Here is a 20,945-nt window from a genome sequence, read left to right as displayed (position 1 = left end):
ACGATGTAACGCAGATATTGCAAGGAGACTCGCTGTGTTCGCTCAGGATCAATTAGTAGTATACCCAGCTCAGGGTGTAGGCAAAGTAGAAAGAATCGAGACTCAGACTGTTGGCGGTACCGAGGCTGAATTCTACTTCATCCGGATACTGAGCAACAATGTGACCCTTATGGTTCCTGTTACAACCGCAAGTAATGTATTGCGTCCGTTGTGCACAAAAGAAGAAGGTCTTGAACTTCTCACATCTCTTGATGATCGTTCCGGCTTTACAGGCTACACAGGCCAAAACTGGAACCGTCGTTACCGTGAATATTCTGATAAATTAAAAAGTGGTGCCCTTGAAGATGTTGCATACGTCTTAAAAGAGCTCCTTCTTATTGGAAAAGATAAAGAACTTTCTTTTGGTGAACGTCGTCTGTTAGAGCAGGCAATGGGTCTCATTACTCTTGAAATTGCCCACGCAACTGATAGCACTCAAGAAGCTATTCAAGAACAAATTGAAGAAATGTTTGCAGATGTAATTGCTGCACAGGAAAAAAAATAGTCACACTTTCTTGTCATTTTTTTCCTGATACGCTATTTTCTTCTATATACATTACACGTTTTCTTCTGTCCCCCCTTTTTGACACTGCTCAACGTCTTTGTCCTTCCATCGGGGGACGCACAAAACTTCCCTAACTATGTCATCAGCTATGTCCCATAGCTACTCTATGTACATACGTACATTTTCTTATTCAAATTAAACCATTCCTTTGAGTCTATATGGCAACTAGAAAAGACGTCGAAGAAGCGAAGCAGGAAAGACCTCGTAGAACCTCTACAACTCGTTCTACAGCTCGTAAACGCAGAACACCTGCTGCTCCTCGTGGAGAAAAAACACGAAGAGCTCCAGCGCCTCAATTTACCCCCGATCCAAATGCAGATCCTAGCGAGGGTCTCAATCTCTCTGAACTAAAACGCAAGCCGGCTGCAGAGCTGATGGAACTTGCAAAAGAGTATGAGATTGAAAACCCTAGCAACATGCGTAAGCAGGAACTTATTTTTGCTTTACTGCAAAAATGTGCAGCGCAAAATGGAGCCATTTTTGGCGAAGGTGTTCTAGAAATCCTTCCTGATGGTTTCGGCTTCCTCCGCTCACCAATGTACAGCTATATGCCGGGACCAGATGACATCTATGTCTCTCCATCCCAGATCAGACGCTTTGGTTTGCGAAAAGGTGATGTAGTTTCAGGTCAAATTCGTCCACCAAAAGAAGGTGAACGATACTTTGCCCTCCTCAGAGTCAACGAAATCGGCTTTGAACCACCAGAAAAATCCCGCAATCTTGTCCTCTTCGATAACCTCACTCCTATCTATCCAGAACGCCAGCTTGTAATGGAAAATGGAAAGGAAAACCTTTCCGGCAGAGTCATCGACCTTATGGCACCTATTGGCTGTGGCCAGCGTGGTCTGATTGTTGCTCCTCCAAGAACTGGTAAAACTATTCTTCTTCAGTCTCTTGCAAATTCAATCAATGCTAACAATCCGGATGTCTGTCTAATCATCCTACTCATTGATGAACGCCCTGAAGAAGTAACAGATATGGAGCGTACCGTTAAAAATGCCGAGGTTATCAGCTCTACATTCGACGAACCTCCTCAGCGCCACGTTCAGGTTGCAGAGATGGTTCAAGAAAAAGCAAAACGCCTCGTAGAGCGCGGTAAAGACGTTGTTATCCTCTTAGACTCAATTACACGTCTTGGACGCGCTTACAACGCAGTTACCCCATCTTCCGGACGCGTTCTGTCCGGTGGTCTTGATGCTAATGCTCTTCAGCGTCCTAAACGATTCTTTGGTGCAGCACGTAACCTCGAAGAAGGTGGCAGCCTTACGATTATCGCAACTGCCCTCATCGATACCGGCTCACGAATGGATGAAGTCATTTTCGAAGAGTTTAAAGGTACCGGTAACCTCGATATCTACCTCGATCGTCATCTCGCTGAAAAACGCGTATTCCCTGCTATCGATATCAACCGAACCGGAACACGCAAAGAAGATCTACTTCTTGGAACAGAGATGCTTAACAAAATCTGGATTCTTCGTAAGATCCTTGCTCCTATGTCTACTATCGACAGCATGGATTTCTTGCTCGACAAGATGCGCAAGACCAAAAGCAACAACGAATTCTTCCTTTCTATGAACAAGTAAGAATCGTAGTAATAGCAACAATGACAAAAGCCTCGCATATGCGAGGCTTTTTTTTGATTGTTATTCAAAACGATTTTGCTTTTGCAACAGCTATCAGTCTTTTTTGGACAAAAAAAAGACGCTGCAAGAGCAGCGTCTTTTACTTTTATCTATACTAAATTTCGCGTTTACGGATAGCGAGTGAGATGCAACAAGCTGCTCCACCCCAAGTTACGCCGAGCCCGAGTGCCATCATGATAATTGCTGAAGTAGTCATTATATTTTCTCCTTAAATTTCTATTAAGAGTAGTGTCTGAACTGTTTGTGAGACTGTTTTTTCTGGAGGAATATAGCAACCAGAATTGCCAGTGGTAAAATAGACCAACCAAACATAACAAGATCAGTCATTGGGTAGCCACCGTATGGAACAGTTACTTTGTTGTAGAGGCTTGAAAGGAAAGAGTAGCCAAGAACAAGAACTGTAATAATGCGGAGACTGAACGCCCAGAGCTTACCAACAGAGAAGTCAGAATTCTTATTAACGTCATCACGAACACCATCGAGACCAATAAACCAGCTCATAAGTACGATTTCTACGAGAGCTGCAAACAACAGACAAATGTTGTTAATAAAGTGGTCAACGATATCCAGAATCAGCAGACCAGCTCCTGTGGTAAATACCGCAGTAAGTGAAAAACCGATAATACAGATGTAAGTTACTGTTTTATGACGGGATGCACCAAGCTTATCAATAAGAGCTGATGTAACTGCCTCTACAATTGAGATATGAGAACTCACACCTGCCATTGTAAGACACAGGAAGAAAACAGTACCGAAGAACAACGGAGCCGGCATGGTGTTAATTGCAGCAGGGATAGTAATAAAGGCAAGTCCTACACCTGCACCTGCAACGTCTGAAACAGCCTGTCCTGTAGAATGCGCCATGCTGCCGAGCACTGAGAAAATCATGATACCAGCGAGCATGGAGAAACCGCAGTTAATAAAAACAGTCATTGCAGCGTTGTTACAGATATCCGCGTTCTTAGGAAGATAACTTGAGTAAGCGATCATGATGCCAAAGCCAATGGACAGAGAGAAGAAAATCTGACCGTACGCAGCAGCCCAAACACCAAAGTCAGCAAGTTTTGAGAAATCTGGAGTGAACAAGAAGTCAAGACCAACAGTTGCACCTGGTAATGTAATAACGCGACCGATAAATACGAGAACCAAAGCAAACAAGAGTGGAATCAAGATCTTACAAGCACGCTCAATACCACCACGGATACCTGAGTTACATGCAAGCCAAGTGAGACCCCATGTTAATGCGCAAGCACCAAAGATCGGCCAACGAATACCACCAAGTTCAGTTGGTGAAGAAGTAAGACCAAGGTACTCACCAAAGAAAAATCCTTTTGTATCTGCACCCCATGAGCCATCAAACGCAAAACCGAGGTAGTTAATTGTCCAGCCAATAACTGCAGCGTAATATACTGCAATAATGGCTGCGATCATAATTTGTACCCAGCCAAGCCATTCATACTTAGCGTTAACAGCGGCAAGAACTTTAGGAGCAGAACCTTTATATTTATGACCAAGACCAAATTCCATGATCATAAACGGAATACCTGCGGTCAACAGTGCGAAAACATAAGGAATGAAGAACGCACCACCACCGTTTTCGTACGCCATGTACGGAAAACGCCAGATATTACCCAAACCAATAGCAGAGCCAACAGCAGCCAGAATGAATCCCGCACGGGATCCCCACTGTTCACGATTATCCATAGCAACACCTCGACTAATTTAGACACTAACAGTGATGCACCTTTCAGCAGTCTTAACAGTACAATTTGACGATCTTTGAAGCAGCAGACGATATTATGAACCCAATCGTCGGGATGCTTACTCTCAAATTTGTAAAAAAGCAGACTACATCGGGCGTTCACTTCCCATTCGTTAAGTTCGAAGTACGTTCAGATTACAAAAATGTCTACATATTTCTTACAGAATTGTTCATTCTTTTTTCTCATTTTTGAAAAATCGTGCATTAACTTTCTGTTTTTAAACATATATCAATATTTCCGGCTATAATAAGAAAGTTGTTATAGTCACCACACTGTTTAACCAAATTGTGCATTTTATCATTATCGGATTATACCTAAGATGCGTACATGATACATAATTTTCCATCAGGTTGAAAACTTGATCAGTATTGACACCAGCTCTCTCTCATGAGAAATTTCAGTGCCTTTAGTATTTAATTTCACGACACTCTATTCAGGAGAGATGTATGTTTACCGATAATTCTCATCGTGAAGAGCTGGATGCTCTTCTTGAAGACTGGACTGAATCTGACGCTAAAACCAAAGCCGCTTTCGAAAGCTACAAAGACCTGCTTCTGTCTTTCGATGGGTTGTCTCTCTCTTTTAAAGGTAGACCGGGCGTCAGCTTCTCTCTGCGTGCTAAACACAACAAGCAGACTGAACGTGATCTTTTTGTGCTTGTTGACGTTGTTGATGACGACCCAGCAGATCGCTGGCTTTCAGTTTGTTTCTACGCGGACATGATCAATGATGCTGAAGAGCTTGGTGATTGGGTTCCAGGTGGTTTGATGGGTGAAGACGCATGCTGCTTTAATCTTGATGAAGATGACGCCGAGATGCGAGCATACATCAAAGATAGAATTACTGATGCATACAACAGCGCTCAAAAATAACTATGAGCTCAAAAAAAACGGCACCTGAAAATTCAGGTGCCGTTTTTTGTTTCATACAAGATAACTACATAAAGTCAGGATCGATAGCTGCCCCACCGTCTGCCAGCGAGACTTTCAAATACTGCAATGTCCGCCTATCAACCGGAACAATCGGAAATAAGTTCTGACATGCATCACAACGTTCCATGGAAGGCTGAACTGCCCCAATTATTGGAACCTTACGGCCACAATGAGGGCATGGGTAAAAAAAGATAACTTCCATCCCGACAGGCTTAACAGGAGAAATGGGCTTATTGGAGTTACTCATTCCTACTCCTTAACAAGAAGACTGCTACCACTCATGGCTTCCGGCTGCTCAACATTCCAAAGGTCAAGGATTGTCGGAGCGATATCACCAAGAATTCCCTCTTCTCGAAGCGTAACGGTAGAAGTGTCATCTACCAGTACAACCGGAACAGGATTTGTTGTATGCGCGGTGTGCGTCTTACCATCAGCATTACGGAGCTCTTCTGCATTGCCATGGTCAGCAGTGACAAGAGCTCGACCACCTGCAGAACGTACGGCATCTAAAACTCTACCCACACATGCATCAACAGTTTCACATGCTTTTACAGCTGCTTCAATAATACCGGTATGTCCAACCATATCAAGGTTCGCAAAGTTACAAACAATGAATTGATATTTTTTAGAAGCAATAGCAGCAATAAGCTTTTCAGTAACTTCTTCAACACTCATTTCCGGTTTCAAATCATATGTCGCTACATCGCGTGGGGAACTAATAAGCTCTCTATCTTCATTGATAAAAGGCTCTTCACGTCCGCAGTTAAAGAAATATGTAACATGAGCATACTTTTCCGTTTCTGCAATCCGCAACTGATTAGCCCCCTGCTTTGCTACAACCTCGCCGAGAGGGTCAGGACAATCATCTTTTGCAAACGCAACTGGAAGGCCAAAAGACTTTTCATAACATGTCATTGAAGCCAAAGCGGATAACCTAGGAAATTCTCCACGGTTAAATTCAGCAAAACTGTCTGTACACATCGCCTGTGCAATCTGACGCATACGATCAGCTCTGAAGTTAAACATAAAGACAGAATCACCATCTTTCATAGCTTTCGGCTTAGCACCTTCAGGAACAATCACTGTAGGAACAAAGAACTCATCAGTAATTCCGTTATCGTAGGAATCTTGAATGGCCTTAAGCGGATCTGACGCAACATTACCCTTAGCATGAACAAAACAGTCCCAGGCAAGCTGATTCCGATCCCAGCGCTTATCGCGATCCATCGCATAATAACGACCGGAGATAGAGGCAATCCTGCCTGCGCCGATTTTATTAATTGCATCTTGAAGCTGTGTAACAAAATCAAGTCCGCTTGTCGGAGAGGTATCACGTCCGTCAAGGAAAACATGAACACACACATCAACATCAAGCTCTTTTGCAAGCTCGAGCAATGCAAAAAGATGTCTGATATGGCTATGAACACCACCGTCGGAAAGCAGCCCCATCAAATGGACAGTTCCACCTTTTGCCTTTGCAGATGTCATCACATTGTTAAGAACAAGATTCTTTTGAAACTTGTTTTCTTCCAACGCGACATCAATAAGGGTCATATCTTGATACACAACACGCCCAGCACCGATGTTCATGTGTCCAACTTCAGAGTTCCCCATAAAACCTTCAGGGAGCCCCACAGCACGCCCTGAGCAAGCAAGGCGAGACATTGGGTTGTCAGCAAGTAAACGATCGAGATTAGGAGTATCTGCAATAGATATTGCGTTTCCATCACTAGCAGGAGCAATGCCCCAGCCATCAAGAATCAGCAAAAGGGTTGGTGTCATGATGTCTATTTCCTATTCAGCTTCAGATTTGTACAGAACTTTTGCGTCAGCCCAGAGACTTTCAAGGTTGAAAGATTCACGCACATCTTCAAGGAAGATGTTCACAACTACGTCGTTCAAATCAACCAACACCCACTGAGCATTATCTTTACCTTCTACACGCATGTGCTCGTAGTTTTCACCTTTTGCGCGCATAGAAACTTCATCAGCTAATGCTTTAGCCTGACGAACAGATTTTGCAGTTGCAATAACTACTGCGTCAGTAAAGGAGTTAACGCCTTCAAGATCAAGCACAACTACGTCTGTAGCTTTTTTATCTTCAAGCCATTCAATAATTTTAGCTACTTTTTCCTGTGAAGAAACAGTGCTGTATTTTTTTTCAATTTTTCCAATCATTTTTTCATCCACTCGTTAAGGCTGCGTTGACTGATTGCAGACTAACTTTAGGCAGTCTGCACAGCTGATGCAATGCTTATAATTTAATTCTTTCGCAGTATCAGTGACCACGAAAAAATGAACATTCTCTTCCGGCAAGATCAGCAGAAACATGTCTCCGACTTTACCAGTCTAAAAATCCTGCACCTTCCTACGTTATTTACGGTCTATAAGCAATTAACAAGAAGGCAAGAATTTGCATTAAAAATGACAATTTTGAAAAACACACTTGACCCGCCTCCCGCTTATGGTGCATTTCCTATGTTTGCACATAGCTATAGCCAGCAGACTGGCTGGTCCAAAGAACTTTCAGGGCTGAAAACTTGTCGATTGTGACCTCTTTCCATCCCCCCTGAAACGTGTAGTTATTTTATTCTTATTGTATCAGGAGTCATGTATGATTTTTAATGTTGAGCAAGAAACACTGCCTCGCGAAGAGTTAGAAGCAATTCAGTTACGTCGTTTACAGAACCTCTGTGAACGCGTGTACGCCAATGTTCCTCACTATCGCGAACAGTTTATTAAGGCAGGAGTTACTCCTGCCGATATTAAAAGCCTCAGCGACTTGTCTAAACTTCCGTTTACTGAAAAGCAGGATCTACGTGACAACTACCCGTTTGGACTTTTTGCTGTTCCAAAGGAAAACATTGTCCGCCTCCATGCTTCAAGCGGTACAACAGGTAAGGCCACTGTTGTTGGATACACACAGCGTGATGTAAACAACTGGGCTGAACTTATGGCTCGCTCATTTATGGCTGCCGGAGCCAACCGTAGTGACTTTATTCATAATGCATACGGCTACGGCCTCTTTACTGGCGGTCTTGGTGTCCACTATGGCGCAGAGCGTCTCGGGGCAACTGTAATTCCTATTTCTGGAGGCGGTACAAAACGTCAAGTTTCTCTCATGGAAGACTTTGGAGCAACAGTAATCTGTAGCACACCTTCCTATGGACTTGTTCTTCACGAAGCCGCCCAACAGGCAGGCGTTGACATGAGAGACCTTCCATTACGTGTCGGCATCTTCGGCGCTGAACCGTGGACAGATGAAATGCGAAACGATCTTCAGGACAAAATGGGCATTGATGCTGTTAATATTTACGGTCTGTCTGAAATTATGGGACCAGGCGTATCAATAGAATGCGCTGTCGCCAAAGACGGTATGCACATCTTTGAAGACCACTTCCTTCCAGAAATTATCGATCCAGTAACAGGCGAACAACTTCCTGAAGGTGAAACAGGCGAGCTTGTTATTACAACCCTTACTAAAGAAGGTATTCCACTGATTCGTTACAGAACACGTGACATAACCTCTTTAAACTACACACCATGCAAATGTGGAAGAACTCATGTGCGCATGAACCGCATTACCGGACGTAGCGACGACATGCTCATTATCCGTGGTGTAAACGTGTTCCCATCTCAAATCGAATCTATCATTCTGGAAACTGAAGGCGCATCACCTCATTACCAGATTATTGTCAAACGCGAAGGAAATCTCGACACAGTTGAAGTACAAGTTGAGATTGATGAAAACTTGTTCTCTGATGCCATCAAAAATCTTCAAAAAATTGAAATGCGCATACAGAAAACAATCAAAGAATTCCTTGGTGTCTCTACAAAAGTTCGTCTTGTTGAACCTCGCTCCATTGAGCGTTCTCAAGGTAAAGCAAAGCGAGTCTTTGACTTACGAAACGAAGAATAGCAATACAATAGTTAAGAGCCCGCATAAGCGGGCTTTTTTTTACGCCCAAAACAAAAAAAGGGATCACAGAAGATATTTCTGTGATCCCTTAATTTTTCATGGTGCCCAGGGGGAGACTCGAACTCCCACGGGCGTGGCCCACTACCCCCTCAAGATAGCGTGTCTACCAATTCCACCACCTGGGCTTAAATGCAATGACAAGCATTGCTGAGGATACGCTACGCGTATAGTGACTTATTTTTTAGTCTGGTCAGGACTAGGCTGAGCTTTCTGCTCGATCTGAATATTCATGATGGTTGATTCATCAGAAGTACGATCGCTAGCAATGTAGTTGTAGCTCAAAGAAGTAATAAAGAAAATAGCTGCAAGGGTTGCAGTAACTTTCACAAGAAGACCGCCTGCACCAGCGCCGCCAAAAGCGGACTGGTTGCCGCCGCCAAAGATAACACCCATGCCCTCTTTACCAGCCTGTAAAAGAACAAGCAAAATGAGTGCAAGACAGACCACAACGTGCAGGGTCAGAATCAAGGTTTCCACGAAACGTCCTCCTAAGAGCTATATCAATCCGAAACGGTTGCTAAGCAGTAACAATTTTGCTGAAGCTTTCAGCCTTTAAGGAAGCGCCTCCTACCAAGACACCATCAACATTGTCAAGTGAAATGATCTGAGTAGCATTTTCAGGCTTTACACTTCCGCCATAAAGAACGCGGGTAGTATCGGCTTTTCCTTTCAAAATATCAAGAAGTTTAGCACGAACAATTGCATGTGCCTCTACAATTTCTTCTGGTCCAGCAACTTTACCAGTACCGATAGCCCAAACTGGTTCGTATGCAACAGCAAGACGTGCTGCATCAACATCAGGAATTGTAGCGAGACCTTTTTCAAGCTGTTCTGCAATTACAGCTTCGAGCTTGCCAGCCTCACGTTCTTCAAGAGTTTCACCAATACACAAACAAACATTTAAGCCATTGTTCAGTGCAAAAGTTGTTTTTTCGCCAACCTGCTCGCTTGTTTCACCAAAAAGTGAACGACGCTCAGAGTGTCCGGTAAGAACCCATGTACAACCGGCATCTTTAAGCATTACCGGAGAAATTTCACCGGTAAAAGCACCTTCCAGTGCTGCACAAACATTCTGTCCACCATAAGAGTAGCCTTCATACTTTGAGAAAACTTCACCTGCTGCATGCAGTGCAGTGAATGGAGGGAATACTACGACTTCTCTATCGTCAGAAAGGTCGCCTACAAGCTCCACAAGCCCAGCTGCGGTATCTTTGGCTTCCTGAGCAGTCTTAAACATTTTCCAGTTTGCAGCCATAAGCTTTTTCATGGGTCATTACTCCTTACTTAACACGGACACTCAGTAAATTCTGCTAAATTACATTGATAAATTAACGCGTCTTCACCGGTGTCTTTGTAATATTTTTTTCGCACCCCAATTTGAGAGAAGCACATCTGTTCATAAAGATTGATGGCAGGAATATTGGTTCTGCGCACTTCTAGAAATGCCTGTTGTATACCTAATTTTTGCCCAATGCAAAGCATTAGAGCAAGTAACCGTTTTCCTGCACCATTTCTTCTGAAATTAGGGTCCGTAGCAATGTTTAATATTTCCAACTCATCTGGGGTGTGATACATAGCAATATACGCCACAAGTGCCCCATCTTTTTTTAAACCGAAAACTTCAAAAATCTTTTGCTCAAACGACAGACTGAACTCTTTTTCTGTCCAGGGCGTTGAAAAACATTTTTTCTCAAGAGCTGCAACTTCGGCGCTGTCCTTCTTCTCTAATCGAAAAAAAACATACCCATCAGCCTCAAGCGGGCCTATTTTAGCAAACATGTCAGACATTACGTATCCCGATACCTCAGCAGCAAATGCAACTTCCAGAGGAAGCCATATTGAAGTCGTTGACAGCAATGGAAAACCACTCCTAGTAATGCCGTCAGCAACGGCACACCAGCAAGGACTTTCCATGAAGTCGGTTTTTGTTCTTATCTATAATAAACAAGGGAAATTTTTTCTGCAACGACGTGCAGACAATAAGATACTGGCTCCAGGTATGTGGGACATTTCTGCAGCGACACACGTCGGGGCAGATGAAGCATTGGAAGCTGCAGCAGAGCGGGTTCTCCTAAAAGAATTAAACCTTGCATCAACCACGCTCCACTACCAGAGATCACAACAGGTCAACATTGATGATGCAACCCTGTGGTGCTCTATTTACACAGCCACAATCGAAACCAAGGCTCTTAAGCCGAATCCTGATGAAGTACAGGATGGATTGTATGTGGACGCAGAAGAGCTGCAAGCACTTTACGAGCACTTCCCAGACATGCTGACACCTGTACTAGTATGGGCAATTAAAGCAAAAAATATTTTTCCTTAGCCCGTTACGCCCTGCTGCTTACATAAGTTTCGTCATTTCCGCATGCAAGAGCGTGTTACTCGCCAAAATATTCGGTGAATATAATGAGAAATCGCTTGCAGCATCGTACTCAGTAACCCAACCGCCTGCTTCGTTAACAAGCAACCATCCAGCAGCAACATCCCAAGGCTTTAGACCTTTCTCATAAAAAACATCAAATCGGCCTGCTGCAAGATATGCAAGATCCAAAGCAGCCGCGCCTAAACGGCGTACCCCTTGAGATGCCTTTAAGACACGACGTAAGCGGTCTGTAATTTCATCAGCATCTTCTGCAATGGTATAAGGAAAACCTGTAGCAACAAGTGAATTCTCAAGCTTATTGTTTCGAGTAACAAAAATCTGCTTTTCATTACACCATGCACCTGCCCCTGATGCTGCATAAAAGCATTCATTCATTATAGGAGCATTGATTACACCAAGGACAACTCTGCCCTTGTGCCAAAGCCCGACAGATGTGCAAACAAAAGGCACCTGATGAGTAAAGTTTGTTGTGCCGTCAATTGGATCAATAACCCAAGTCAGATCATTTAGCGGAGCCTCAGCAGCGCTTTCTTCTGCGAGAAAACTAGCCTCAGGCAAAATTTTTGAGAGACGTGCTTTTACATCCTGTTCGACAGTAACATCAGTTTCTGTAACAAGATCAATACGTCCTTTATACCGCACCTTGCGCGGCTTATCCCACGCTTCACGAATCAACGCACCGGATTCAATTACAGCAGTTCGAACTTCCGGTAATAACTTTTGTAAATCCATCTCATCTTCCAAGATAAAAAGGCGACCCAGGGGTCGCCTTAGTAATGTTAGTTTATGTACACATCTGAAAACTTAGTTCGATCTTCCAGAGTCTTACCAGTCCCTCGAACTACAGTGGTCAACGGGTCTTCATCAATGATGACCTGCAGCCCTGTTTCCTGCATGATTAGTTCATTAAGGCCCTTAAGCAAGGCACCGCCTCCTGCCAGCAATAAACCGTGCTCGGCAATATCGCTTGCAAGCTCTGGCGGAGTCTTTTCTAAAGCTTTACGAACAGCATAAACAATTGCTTTTACAGACTCTGACAAAGCAATTCGAATATCTTCATCTGTTACCTCAACAGATGTAGGAGTACCCGAAACAATGTCCTTACCCGGAACTGTCATTACCAGAGGTTCCGGCAAAGGAAAAGCAGAGCCGATAGTCATTTTTACTCGTTCAGCTTGGTTTTCACCAACAAGAAGCTGAAACTCTTCCTGAAAATATCTTTGCACTGCGTTATTTAACGCATCTCCAGCCACACGCACAGATTCCGCATATGCAATGGCTGAAAGAGAAATAATCGCGACTTCTGTAGTACCGCCACCGATATCAACAACCATTGTTCCTACAGGCTGATGAATTGGGCGTGCTGCACCAATAGCCGCAGCCATTGGTTCTTCTACTAGCTTAACATCACGGGCACCGGCCTGTTGAGCAGATTCAATTACAGCACGTTTTTCAACTTGCGTAATCCCTGTCGGCACACAAATAACAATATTTGGTTTAACAAGGCTAAAGCCGGTAATCACTTTTTTAATAAAGTACGAAATCATCTGCTTGGTCACCTCAAAATCCGCAATAACCCCATCCTTCATAGGACGAATCGCACGGATACGCTGAGGTGTACGACCAAGAAATTCCTTTGCTTCGCGCCCCACTGCGAGCACATTGTTGCGTTCTACATCGATTGCAACAACAGACGGTTCATTAAGTACAATGCCGTCTTTTTTGGTATATAGAAGCGTATTAGCAGTTCCAAGATCCATAGCAAGATCTTTTCCGAACATGCTCAAGAGTTTTCCTAGCATTTATTCGCTCTCTTGGGTCTTAGCTGAAAATGAAAACAGTTCTTCATTTTCATGTTCGTAAGCTGCCGCGCGCTGCAGGTCATCAACCTGTCTATGCGCCTCGTACAGCTTGCTGCGCAAATACAAATTCTCCAAAAATAAAGAGAGATGTTCAGAAGCCATCTGACAAAAAGTCTTCAGCTCTTCCGGAATAACCTTGGAAGTCTCGCTAGCAAGAGTTAACACACCCCGAGTCATACCCCCAATCTCCAGTGGAATACAAATTACACTGACAAACTGAGGCACACCCTTTTTCTTCCCATACAATGGAGAAGTTTGGCTTGCAGCCTTACCGCCTTCAACAAAAAACGGCGTACTATTTTTAAACACCCAGCCTACCAACCCGCTACCGTAGGGAATTTCACCCATTTCACCCTGTAACAGTTGGTAGTTTTCACCTTCAATATGGTAGTTTTGACCGCCCTCATCCCGAGTTGCAAGGCTGCAATATTCAAAACGTGACGTATCAGAAAGTAAAACTAAAAATTTGGACAAAAAAGAGTCCCATTTCTTCAGGTGTTTTCTCAAAGAGTAGATTACCTGTAAGCAATGGTACTGCTGTGATAAGTTAACTTGTTCTTCAACTACAAAGGAACGAGAGTGTACCTCGTAAACAAGATCGGCAAATAGCTGAAGTATCTTTTGATCTTTGCTTGAAAAGGAATACTGCCGTTTACTGTCTAAACACAACACTCCGGCACCATTTTTTAACGGTACCCCCATAAAAGCTTTTATCTTGGTCTCTTCATTCTGTGCGTAGTAGCCAAGGTAGTATTGTCTGGTATCAAAGTCGTTAACGAGCATAGGCGCTTCATTACTGATAATCCACCCAACAAGCCCTTTTCCTGTACCTGCAGAAAAAGTTTCGTCTTTGTTAACCATATCACCGAGACTAAAACTGCTGGCAACAGAAAAATGCGAACCTGATCGATCCGGCATAATGAGCACAGCAGAATACGCATCAAAGACACTGCAAATAATGCCTAAAATTCTTTCATAACAAGCGGTTGTATTCATCCGACATAACCCAGTCAAAATATTTTGATCTGTGCAGACACAACATGTGAAATTGCAGCGCACACTCTATAACGTTTTTTGCGTATAGAACACAAGACAGCCGACCATTATACGGCTAGCCCTTTTGGCTCTAGATAAAGATAAAGCCTTAGAAATTTATTATCATTTTTTTCCAAAGACGCCAAGCAATGAGAGTACGGGTTTTTTTCAATGAAAAGCTAGAGTTTTTTTAGAAAAAAAAATAGTATGCAAAGATTAGCAAGCAAATAGAACTATTACGCAAATAGATATTTTACTTTCTTTAACAACAGCCAGCCCTACTGCCAATGCCAAAACACTGGAAAAATGCCTTCCGCGAATGCGGCTTACCATGGAAAGACACTTTTTCATTCAGCGAACCTATCAGCATCACAACACTTTCTGAGCTGAAAGACTTTCTTGATGCTGTCCAGATTACGCAGTGTCTGCTGCGTCCTTTCTTTGAAAATGACGACTACCCGCTTGTTGAACGCGGCGAGCTTCTTCCGTCATTCGAAAGCGACTTTTTCGAATACAAAGATTTACCCGGCTTTTCCCTAGTAGCTTTTGAGCGCGAACTTCAATATTTCTCTGAAATTTTTCAATTTGATATCCTTCATTCATTAATGGATGTCACATTTAAGGCAGATGGCTATGCTTGCCCGTTAGAAAACTGCACTATTGAGCAGAATATAGAAACGATTCAAAACCGTATTCCTCGAAAAATGCACGAAAAATTCAAACAAGAATTCGGAAAAGTCGACACGTCGGTTCTGGACTACTATCCGCAGCTTCTTCCCTACATTCTTGAAATGGACAGAGCACACGTACTGGCCTTGGACTCGTCCGGCTTTTTCCACCTTGCCGGAGTGTACGGCTCTTTCCCTTCAGATCTTGATCCAGAGATCAAACGCTTTGGTCTTCGTGCTAAAAAATTCGAAGTAGGTAACCACAAAAAGTATGAACATAACAGGCTGTTTGTTTACCATTACCTTATGGAGCTGTACGGCTTTACAATCTGTTCAGAACGCAGAACCTCAAGTGCCCTTTTTTCCCGTCGTCTGCATAAGGCCGGCGAAAGATTCATGGTTCGAGTTTTAGGACAGACTGACCGAGTCATCACAACTATATCTTCTGCAAGCAAAAAGAAACGCTACCCTACTGTTGAAAAAATAGCGCTGGTACAAGTAGACGAAGACCAGTCTGAAGTTATCCGAAGGCTTGAAGAAGGTGGCTTTTTTGTAGATAGAAAACGACATGTTGTTATTTTGCGCGTTTCATATACTCAGCACAAATTCAACCCTGAAAACGTTCGACAGGAACGTGCTTTGTCAGTTGCCAAACAGGAAGTGATTCACCCCATCACTGGGCGGTCTATTGATGACCTCAACATCATTAAAGACACTACAAACATGATTCTTCGACTGAACGATATCGTCCGCGGGGAATTTGTCGGACACATCACATACAAGCGAATTGAGCTTGTAGAAAACACTGACACTGAAGAAAAGCGCCTGAAATTTCTCTACTCTTGGCTTTCAAAACATCAGCGACGCATCATCAGTTATTCAGACGAATTTTATGCGAATGTTGTCAAAGTTCTTGATGGGTATCTTTATGATCCTGAAAAAGAAGAAGTCTTTGATGGCTATAAGGCCTTATATAAAGACGTACAACTTCGCTACAACTATATCGAGCAAGCTCGAAAAGTAATGGTTCTTGAACGATTAAAAAAACGGAAGATTAAGGGAGAAAAAATCCCGTATGCAGAAATGCTTCAACAAGCGGTCTGCATACTTCAAGAACTGCGTTTCGATATTGCCACATATTTCGAAGAGCTGGTTGAATCTATGGTCAGCATAACTGAAACTATATTAAACGACCGTTACTTATGCCGAAAATATATTATGAAGCGAGACGATGATCTTTCTCATTACGGGGTTGGCATAAAAAAAGAATACGGCAAATTAGTCTCTTTGCTTGACGATATCAAAGCAATCCGCAAATCTCGAAACAAATCTATTGAAGGCTTTGACCTTTAATAAACATAACCACAAAACAACAACACTTTAACCAGAATCGGGAGGACCTGCTGTGTCTGAACTTTTACAAACTCCGCTTACTGCTTGGCACAAAGCTGCTGGTGCCAAAATGGCACCTTTTGCGGGATGGGAAATGCCTATCCAGTACACCGGCATTATTGCTGAACACACTCACTGCCGTGAAAATGCATCTATTTATGACATTTGCCACATGGGTGAATTCGGTCTTGTTGGTGAAGGTGCCTGTGAAGCGCTTTCTAAAATCGTTACACACAATTTAGAAAAGCTTGCACCGGGCAAATGCGGCTATGGTTTTCTTTTAAATGATGAAGGCGGAATCCGTGACGACCTTATCGTTTACTGCCTTGAAAAAGATGAATACATGCTTGTCGTTAACGCTGCATGTATTGAAAGTGATTTCAACTGGATTAAACAGAACCTTCCTGAACATCTGACTCTTGAAGATATGTCTAACCAGACAGCTAAAATTGACCTTCAGGGACCAAAATCTTTTGATGTTCTTGAAAAAATCTTTGATAGCTCTTTACGCGATCTTAAATACTTCAACTTCCGTACTGTTGACTTTAACGGTCAGCCATTAATTATCAGCCGTACTGGCTACACTGGTGAACTCGGCTACGAATTCTACCTTCCTTCAGAAAATGCACTTCCCCTCTGGGAAGCTTTGATGGCTCAAGAAGAAGTAGAACCAGCAGGTCTTGGCGCACGAGACACTCTTCGTCTTGAAGTTGGCCTTCCACTCTATGGACAGGATCTTGACACTAAACATTCCCCAGCTGCTGCCGGTATGGGTTGGATGCTTCGTTCTGAGGCAGACTACATCGGTAAAGGAAAAGACCGTGAAGGAACCGAACTTCTCATTCCTTTATCCATTCCTGGCCGTCGATCTGCACGCCATGACGACGTTGTAACACTTGAAGACGGAACAGAAGTCGGTCATGTCACAAGTGGCTCCTACTGCCCAAGTGTGGGACACTCTGTTGCGCTTGCATACGTAACTGTTGAAGCGGCTGATAACGAAAAGTTCCTCGTTAAAGGTGCACGTACCTCTCTCGAAGCAACTAAAGCAGAGCTTCCTTTCTATAAAGATGGCACAGCACGCATGAAGCTTGTTGACTAACAAGCATTCAAACGAATAAATTGAAAGGGAAGCCCTTAGGCTTCCCTTTTTTTATTGCCTTTTGCGCTACATACAACAATGAGATAAGAATTCATGAAAACATTTTTTCTTGAAGCAGATAAATGGGACGAACAGTGCGTCCTTGATGGACAAGAAGCAAAACACGCTATCAAAGTTTTACGAATGAAAAGTGGCGACAAGGTTCGCATGCTTGACGGTCAAGGTCGTGAAGGTACGTTCCTTATTACCGACACAACAAAATCCACTGTCACTCTCGAGCAAACCGAATCGTTTCAACATGCCAAGCCAGAAACAGAATACTATGTCGCTATAGGTTGGGGCAAATCTGTTCGCAGAGGCTGGATTTTTGAAAAAGCCGTTGAGTTTGGTGCAGCAGGACTTTGGTTCTGGCAAGCAGACCGTTCCCAGTCAAAAGTTCCAACAGAAGTGAAAGAAGGCTGGGAAGGACAAATGCAGGCTGGCGCAAAACAGTGTGACAACCCGTGGATTCCTGAATTGGCAACTATCCCTGAAGGCGCCAAGGGGGTCATGGAAAAAGCAGCTGAATTCGATAATATCTTCATGCTATGGGAAGGACAATCTCCATCAGACATCCTCTCATCTGAACAACTTGATCTTTCAGGAAAAACTCTTTTCATCATCGGTCCTGAAGGTGGCTTTTCTGATACAGAAGCAAGCTACTTTCAAGAACATGGTGCAAAACCGGTAAGTTTAGGAAAACGAATTTTACGTTGGGAAACAGCCGCCCTGCTTTGCTTAGGCCTCGCATGGTGGAAAGGTGAAGTTAACAATGCTGAGCGTTAGTACAGAAATGTCTATGGAGGCAAAACAGCCTCTTGCTGACAAAATCCGCCCTAATTCTTTTGAAGAATTTTCAGGACAGGAACATCTTTCTGCTCGAATCACAGCTCTGACCAAAGCGACCCGTCTTCCAAGCTTGCTCTTGTTTGGCCCTCCGGGATGCGGAAAATCAACGCTGGCTTTATTGCTTGCAAAACATACCGGCTTGAAATGGCTTAGAGTAAGCGCACCTGAGGCTGGACTTACACAACTCCGTAAATCGTTGAAAGGCGTAGAAGTACTTGTGCTCGACGAACTACACCGTTTCTCCAAGGCCCAACAAGACTTCTTTCTTCCTATTCTTGAGTCAGGCGAAATAACGCTGATTGCAACCACAACTGAAAACCCGTCTTTCAGTGTTACAAGACAACTTCTGTCCAGACTCCACACGCTAAAACTCAAACCTCTTCCAAACACTTCATTACAAACTCTCGCTCAAAAAGGTGCCGAAGCGTGCGGTGTTGAGTTAGATGAAAGTGTCTATGAAATGGTTGCAGGGATTGCCCATGGTGATGCGCGTTCCATGCTCAACCTCGTAGAATATATTGCCCAACTTCCGCCGGAATCACGCGAACCCGACAAACTTAAAGCAGCATTGCCAGACGTGATCGCGCGTCATGATAAAAATGGCGACAGCCATTATGAACTCGCATCTGCAATGATCAAATCAATTCGCGGCAGTGATGTTGATGCTGCACTATACTACCTTGCCAGCTTACTTGAGGGGGGAGAAGACCCTCGCTTTGTATGCCGCAGGCTGATTCTTTCCGCGTCAGAGGATGTAGGATTGGCAGACCCGAATGCATTGCCGCTGGCTGTATCATGTCAGCAGGCTGTTGAATTTGTCGGAATGCCGGAAGGATTCATCCCTCTAGCCGAAACTGTAACCTACTTAGCACTTGCTCCTAAGAGCAATTCAACCTATGCAGCGTATCTGGCAGCTGCACAAGAAATAAAAACTCATGGGCGAAAGCCTGTCCCTTTACATTTGCGAAATCCATCAACCAAGCTTCAAAAGGAATGGGGATACGGAAAAGGCTACCTGTATCCACATAACTACCCGGAAGGTTATGTTCCCCAGCAATACCTTCCAGATGATCTCGCAGGGCGCAGGTTTTACCAGCAGCGAGAGCAAGGCGTTGAACCACGTCTGACTGCGTGGCTTGCTCGAGCCAGAAAAAGCTTCCGTTAATTCCCTATAGCATCAGGAGAGACACACATGCTAAAGAAGCTATTCTGTATTACAGCAATTATTACACTTTGCTACACCCTATCCGGCTGTGCCATATATAATGCCACAGTTGATGAACGCAACATTAGCGAACAGTATTCAGACACTGTCATCTCAGCATCTGTTCTAAATAAACTTGTAAAAAGTGATCATGTAAGCTCGATGGGCATCTCCGTTAAGACATATAACGGAAAAGTATACCTCATAGGCGAAGTAGACTCACTTACAGAGCGGAGCATCGCCATTTCTTTAGCACGCAACGTAAAAGGTGTACGAAGTGTTATTCCGTATCTCTTGTTAAAAAACAAAAAAGATTTCTGCGGAACCACTGACAACGTTTCTATGAGCACCAAGCTCAAAACTAATCTCGTTGGTGACAAAGAAGTCTGGTCAACAAATATCTCTATCGATGTTGTACAATGCAATATTGTTCTGACGGGCATTGTTGGCTCTACAAGAGAAAAACAAAAAATTATCCAGCACGCGAAGCGAATCCCTGAAGCGCGCTCGGTCACTTCATACATTCAAGTTCAATAAAAAAAAGGCAGACTCAATTGAGTCTGCCTTTTTTTTATTACAATTCTCTACAGTGTTGCTTTAACAAGAACGTTTTTTCAAACGCCACTGTTAAGGAGCAAGAACTATCGAGTAAGCTTACGGTATTTGATACGCTGTGGTTGATCCGCTTCTTTACCGAGACGTTTTTTACGGTCGGCTTCATATTCAGTGTAGTTGCCATCAAAGAATACAACTTGAGAATCACCCTCAAAAGCAAGGATGTGGGTTGCGATACGGTCGAGGAACCAACGATCGTGAGAAATAACAAGGACAGACCCTGCAAAGTTCTCAAGAGCTTCTTCAAGAGCACGCATAGTGTTTACGTCGAGGTCGTTCGTAGGTTCGTCAAGCAGGATTACGTTAGCGCCTGACTTAAGAATTTGCGCTAAGTGTACGCGGTTTCGCTCACCACCGGAAAGAACATCAACATGTTTCTGCTGATCTGCACCAGTAATACCGAAACGGGAACAATACGCACGAGCGTTTACATCCTGCGTACCGAGCTTAACGGTCTCATAGCCACCAGAGATCACTTCATAAACAGTTTTACCCGCTTCAAGAGTGTCGCGTCCCTGATCAACATGCGCAAACTGCACAGTTTCACCAATAACAACTTCACCGGAATCCGGCTGCTCATCACCTACAAGCATTTTGAATGTCGTAGACTTACCGGCACCGTTTGGTCCGATAATACCAACAATTGCGCCCGCAGGGATAATGCAATTCATATCTTCAACAAGCAATTTATCACCGAGAGACTTTGTCACGTCTTTCATTTCAATCACTTGCTTGCCAAGACGTGGTCCCGGTGGAATGTAAATTTCTAAATCTTTACTGTGAGCTTCAGATTCGTGAGATACAAGAGATTCATACGCACTGATGCGCGCTTTAGACTTTGTATGACGCCCTTTAGGAGACATACGAATCCA

At 43.6% G+C, this 20,945-nt stretch carries 22 protein-coding genes and 1 tRNA gene; 10 read left to right on the top strand and 13 right to left on the bottom strand.

The window, feature by feature from the left end; genetic code table 11:
• Positions 1-34: 34 nt before the first annotated feature.
• Together QZY95_RS09950 and rho are read left to right on the top strand one after the other, a co-directional pair.
• Positions 35-544 carry a CarD family transcriptional regulator gene (locus tag QZY95_RS09950; RefSeq protein ID WP_290922954.1) on the top strand — a complete coding sequence of 170 codons (510 nt, stop codon included), beginning with the start codon at positions 35-37 and terminating at the stop codon, positions 542-544.
• Positions 545-762: 218 nt separating this feature from the next.
• On the top strand, positions 763-2,187 hold the full coding sequence (gene rho / locus QZY95_RS09945) for a transcription termination factor Rho (RefSeq protein WP_290922952.1): 1,425 nt from the start codon (positions 763-765) through the stop codon (positions 2,185-2,187).
• A gap of 154 nt (positions 2,188-2,341) precedes the next feature.
• Here rho and QZY95_RS09940 read toward each other — a convergent pair whose 3' ends face one another.
• Positions 2,342-2,443 carry a MetS family NSS transporter small subunit gene (locus QZY95_RS09940; RefSeq protein WP_290922950.1) on the bottom strand — a complete coding sequence of 34 codons (102 nt, stop codon included), beginning with the start codon at positions 2,441-2,443 and terminating at the stop codon, positions 2,342-2,344.
• A 23-nt stretch (positions 2,444-2,466) separates the two neighbouring features.
• A complete protein-coding gene (locus tag QZY95_RS09935) occupies positions 2,467-3,951 on the bottom strand; it encodes a sodium-dependent transporter (protein ID WP_290922949.1) in 1,485 nt (494 codons plus the stop codon).
• Between the two features lie 505 nt (positions 3,952-4,456).
• On the opposite strand from QZY95_RS09935, the gene QZY95_RS09930 reads away from it, so the two are divergent.
• Positions 4,457-4,882, top strand: coding sequence for a hypothetical protein (locus tag QZY95_RS09930; protein ID WP_290922947.1), 426 nt, complete (start codon positions 4,457-4,459; stop codon positions 4,880-4,882).
• Positions 4,883-4,946: 64 nt separating this feature from the next.
• Here QZY95_RS09930 and QZY95_RS09925 read toward each other — a convergent pair whose 3' ends face one another.
• Genes QZY95_RS09925 through rsfS form a run of 3 tightly spaced genes read right to left on the bottom strand, consistent with a single transcriptional unit; the run spans position 4,947 to position 7,120 of the window.
• On the bottom strand, positions 4,947-5,189 hold the full coding sequence (locus QZY95_RS09925; RefSeq protein ID WP_290922945.1) for a hypothetical protein: 243 nt from the start codon (positions 5,187-5,189) through the stop codon (positions 4,947-4,949).
• Between the two features lie 2 nt (positions 5,190-5,191).
• Positions 5,192-6,724: a 2,3-bisphosphoglycerate-independent phosphoglycerate mutase gene (gene gpmI / locus QZY95_RS09920; RefSeq protein WP_290922943.1), complete on the bottom strand. Its 1,533-nt coding sequence runs from the start codon at positions 6,722-6,724 to the stop codon at positions 5,192-5,194.
• A 12-nt stretch (positions 6,725-6,736) separates the two neighbouring features.
• Positions 6,737-7,120, bottom strand: coding sequence for a ribosome silencing factor (rsfS, locus tag QZY95_RS09915; protein WP_290922942.1), 384 nt, complete (start codon positions 7,118-7,120; stop codon positions 6,737-6,739).
• Positions 7,121-7,556: 436 nt separating this feature from the next.
• Between rsfS and QZY95_RS09910 the strand changes: the two genes are divergently transcribed.
• Positions 7,557-8,861: a phenylacetate--CoA ligase gene (locus QZY95_RS09910; RefSeq protein WP_290922940.1), complete on the top strand. Its 1,305-nt coding sequence runs from the start codon at positions 7,557-7,559 to the stop codon at positions 8,859-8,861.
• Between the two features lie 99 nt (positions 8,862-8,960).
• Here QZY95_RS09910 and QZY95_RS09905 read toward each other — a convergent pair.
• From QZY95_RS09905 to rimI, 4 genes are all read right to left on the bottom strand, one after another.
• A tRNA-Leu gene (locus QZY95_RS09905) sits at positions 8,961-9,046 on the bottom strand.
• 49 nt (positions 9,047-9,095) lie between these two features.
• On the bottom strand, positions 9,096-9,398 hold the full coding sequence (gene secG, locus QZY95_RS09900) for a preprotein translocase subunit SecG (RefSeq protein ID WP_290922938.1): 303 nt from the start codon (positions 9,396-9,398) through the stop codon (positions 9,096-9,098).
• A gap of 40 nt (positions 9,399-9,438) precedes the next feature.
• Positions 9,439-10,188: a triose-phosphate isomerase gene (tpiA, locus tag QZY95_RS09895; RefSeq protein ID WP_290922936.1), complete on the bottom strand. Its 750-nt coding sequence runs from the start codon at positions 10,186-10,188 to the stop codon at positions 9,439-9,441.
• Between the two features lie 17 nt (positions 10,189-10,205).
• Positions 10,206-10,709, bottom strand: a complete 504-nt coding sequence (gene rimI / locus QZY95_RS09890) for a ribosomal protein S18-alanine N-acetyltransferase (protein WP_290922934.1) — start codon at positions 10,707-10,709, stop codon at positions 10,206-10,208.
• Between rimI and QZY95_RS09885 the strand changes: the two genes are divergently transcribed.
• Positions 10,699-11,247: an NUDIX domain-containing protein gene (locus tag QZY95_RS09885; RefSeq protein WP_290922932.1), complete on the top strand. Its 549-nt coding sequence runs from the start codon at positions 10,699-10,701 to the stop codon at positions 11,245-11,247. The two genes, rimI and QZY95_RS09885, sit on opposite strands and share 11 nt — an antisense overlap.
• Positions 11,248-11,265: 18 nt before the next feature.
• On the opposite strand, the gene QZY95_RS09880 is transcribed toward QZY95_RS09885, so the two are convergent.
• The 3 genes from QZY95_RS09880 to QZY95_RS09870 are packed head-to-tail and all read right to left on the bottom strand — an operon-like array spanning position 11,266 to position 14,165.
• Positions 11,266-12,039, bottom strand: a complete 774-nt coding sequence (locus tag QZY95_RS09880; protein WP_290922930.1) for an inositol monophosphatase family protein — start codon at positions 12,037-12,039, stop codon at positions 11,266-11,268.
• A 47-nt stretch (positions 12,040-12,086) separates the two neighbouring features.
• Positions 12,087-13,109: a rod shape-determining protein gene (locus QZY95_RS09875; RefSeq protein ID WP_290922928.1), complete on the bottom strand. Its 1,023-nt coding sequence runs from the start codon at positions 13,107-13,109 to the stop codon at positions 12,087-12,089.
• On the bottom strand, positions 13,110-14,165 hold the full coding sequence (locus tag QZY95_RS09870; protein WP_290922926.1) for a GAF domain-containing protein: 1,056 nt from the start codon (positions 14,163-14,165) through the stop codon (positions 13,110-13,112).
• A 326-nt stretch (positions 14,166-14,491) separates the two neighbouring features.
• On the opposite strand from QZY95_RS09870, the gene QZY95_RS09865 reads away from it, so the two are divergent.
• From QZY95_RS09865 to QZY95_RS09845, 5 genes are all read left to right on the top strand, one after another.
• A complete protein-coding gene (locus QZY95_RS09865; RefSeq protein ID WP_290922923.1) occupies positions 14,492-16,225 on the top strand; it encodes a hypothetical protein in 1,734 nt (577 codons plus the stop codon).
• Between the two features lie 52 nt (positions 16,226-16,277).
• The gene (gene gcvT / locus QZY95_RS09860) at positions 16,278-17,366 is read left to right on the top strand and encodes a glycine cleavage system aminomethyltransferase GcvT (RefSeq protein WP_290922920.1); all 1,089 of its coding nucleotides are present in this window, start codon (positions 16,278-16,280) and stop codon (positions 17,364-17,366) included.
• A 93-nt stretch (positions 17,367-17,459) separates the two neighbouring features.
• Positions 17,460-18,191: a 16S rRNA (uracil(1498)-N(3))-methyltransferase gene (locus QZY95_RS09855; protein ID WP_290922918.1), complete on the top strand. Its 732-nt coding sequence runs from the start codon at positions 17,460-17,462 to the stop codon at positions 18,189-18,191.
• 13 nt (positions 18,192-18,204) lie between these two features.
• Entirely contained in the window at positions 18,205-19,419 is a 1,215-nt protein-coding gene (locus tag QZY95_RS09850; protein WP_290923198.1) for a replication-associated recombination protein A, read from the top strand.
• A gap of 27 nt (positions 19,420-19,446) precedes the next feature.
• Complete coding sequence (locus QZY95_RS09845; protein ID WP_290922915.1) at positions 19,447-19,995, top strand: BON domain-containing protein; 549 nt, start codon at positions 19,447-19,449, stop codon at positions 19,993-19,995.
• A gap of 104 nt (positions 19,996-20,099) precedes the next feature.
• On the opposite strand, the gene QZY95_RS09840 is transcribed toward QZY95_RS09845, so the two are convergent.
• Positions 20,100-20,945 (bottom strand): ATP-binding cassette domain-containing protein (locus QZY95_RS09840; RefSeq protein ID WP_290922912.1); only part of this gene is annotated, 846 nt, incomplete at its 5' end.

It is taken from the genome of Halodesulfovibrio sp., assembly GCF_015482765.1.
Taxonomy (GTDB): domain Bacteria; phylum Desulfobacterota; class Desulfovibrionia; order Desulfovibrionales; family Desulfovibrionaceae; genus Halodesulfovibrio.
Note: the sequence above shows the minus strand (reverse complement) of the source record. Positions and strands in the feature narration are given on the sequence as shown.

What these genes read in the sequence shown, in the direction of transcription:
- rho (WP_290922952.1), top strand. Translation starts at nt 763, where the DNA reads ATGGCAACTAGAAAAGACGTCGAAGAAGCGAAGCAGGAAAGACCTCGT.
- QZY95_RS09940 (WP_290922950.1), bottom strand. Translation starts at nt 2,443, where the DNA reads ATGACTACTTCAGCAATTATCATGATGGCACTCGGGCTCGGCGTAACT.
- QZY95_RS09935 (WP_290922949.1), bottom strand. Translation starts at nt 3,951, where the DNA reads ATGGATAATCGTGAACAGTGGGGATCCCGTGCGGGATTCATTCTGGCT.
- QZY95_RS09930 (WP_290922947.1), top strand. Translation starts at nt 4,457, where the DNA reads ATGTTTACCGATAATTCTCATCGTGAAGAGCTGGATGCTCTTCTTGAA.
- QZY95_RS09925 (WP_290922945.1), bottom strand. Translation starts at nt 5,189, where the DNA reads ATGAGTAACTCCAATAAGCCCATTTCTCCTGTTAAGCCTGTCGGGATG.
- gpmI (WP_290922943.1), bottom strand. Translation starts at nt 6,724, where the DNA reads ATGACACCAACCCTTTTGCTGATTCTTGATGGCTGGGGCATTGCTCCT.
- rsfS (WP_290922942.1), bottom strand. Translation starts at nt 7,120, where the DNA reads ATGATTGGAAAAATTGAAAAAAAATACAGCACTGTTTCTTCACAGGAA.
- QZY95_RS09910 (WP_290922940.1), top strand. Translation starts at nt 7,557, where the DNA reads ATGATTTTTAATGTTGAGCAAGAAACACTGCCTCGCGAAGAGTTAGAA.
- tpiA (WP_290922936.1), bottom strand. Translation starts at nt 10,188, where the DNA reads ATGAAAAAGCTTATGGCTGCAAACTGGAAAATGTTTAAGACTGCTCAG.
- QZY95_RS09885 (WP_290922932.1), top strand. Translation starts at nt 10,699, where the DNA reads ATGTCAGACATTACGTATCCCGATACCTCAGCAGCAAATGCAACTTCC.
- rimI (WP_290922934.1), bottom strand. Translation starts at nt 10,709, where the DNA reads ATGTCTGACATGTTTGCTAAAATAGGCCCGCTTGAGGCTGATGGGTAT.
- QZY95_RS09880 (WP_290922930.1), bottom strand. Translation starts at nt 12,039, where the DNA reads ATGGATTTACAAAAGTTATTACCGGAAGTTCGAACTGCTGTAATTGAA.
- QZY95_RS09875 (WP_290922928.1), bottom strand. Translation starts at nt 13,109, where the DNA reads ATGCTAGGAAAACTCTTGAGCATGTTCGGAAAAGATCTTGCTATGGAT.
- QZY95_RS09870 (WP_290922926.1), bottom strand. Translation starts at nt 14,165, where the DNA reads ATGAATACAACCGCTTGTTATGAAAGAATTTTAGGCATTATTTGCAGT.
- QZY95_RS09865 (WP_290922923.1), top strand. Translation starts at nt 14,492, where the DNA reads ATGCCAAAACACTGGAAAAATGCCTTCCGCGAATGCGGCTTACCATGG.
- QZY95_RS09855 (WP_290922918.1), top strand. Translation starts at nt 17,460, where the DNA reads ATGAAAACATTTTTTCTTGAAGCAGATAAATGGGACGAACAGTGCGTC.
- QZY95_RS09850 (WP_290923198.1), top strand. Translation starts at nt 18,205, where the DNA reads ATGGAGGCAAAACAGCCTCTTGCTGACAAAATCCGCCCTAATTCTTTT.
- QZY95_RS09845 (WP_290922915.1), top strand. Translation starts at nt 19,447, where the DNA reads ATGCTAAAGAAGCTATTCTGTATTACAGCAATTATTACACTTTGCTAC.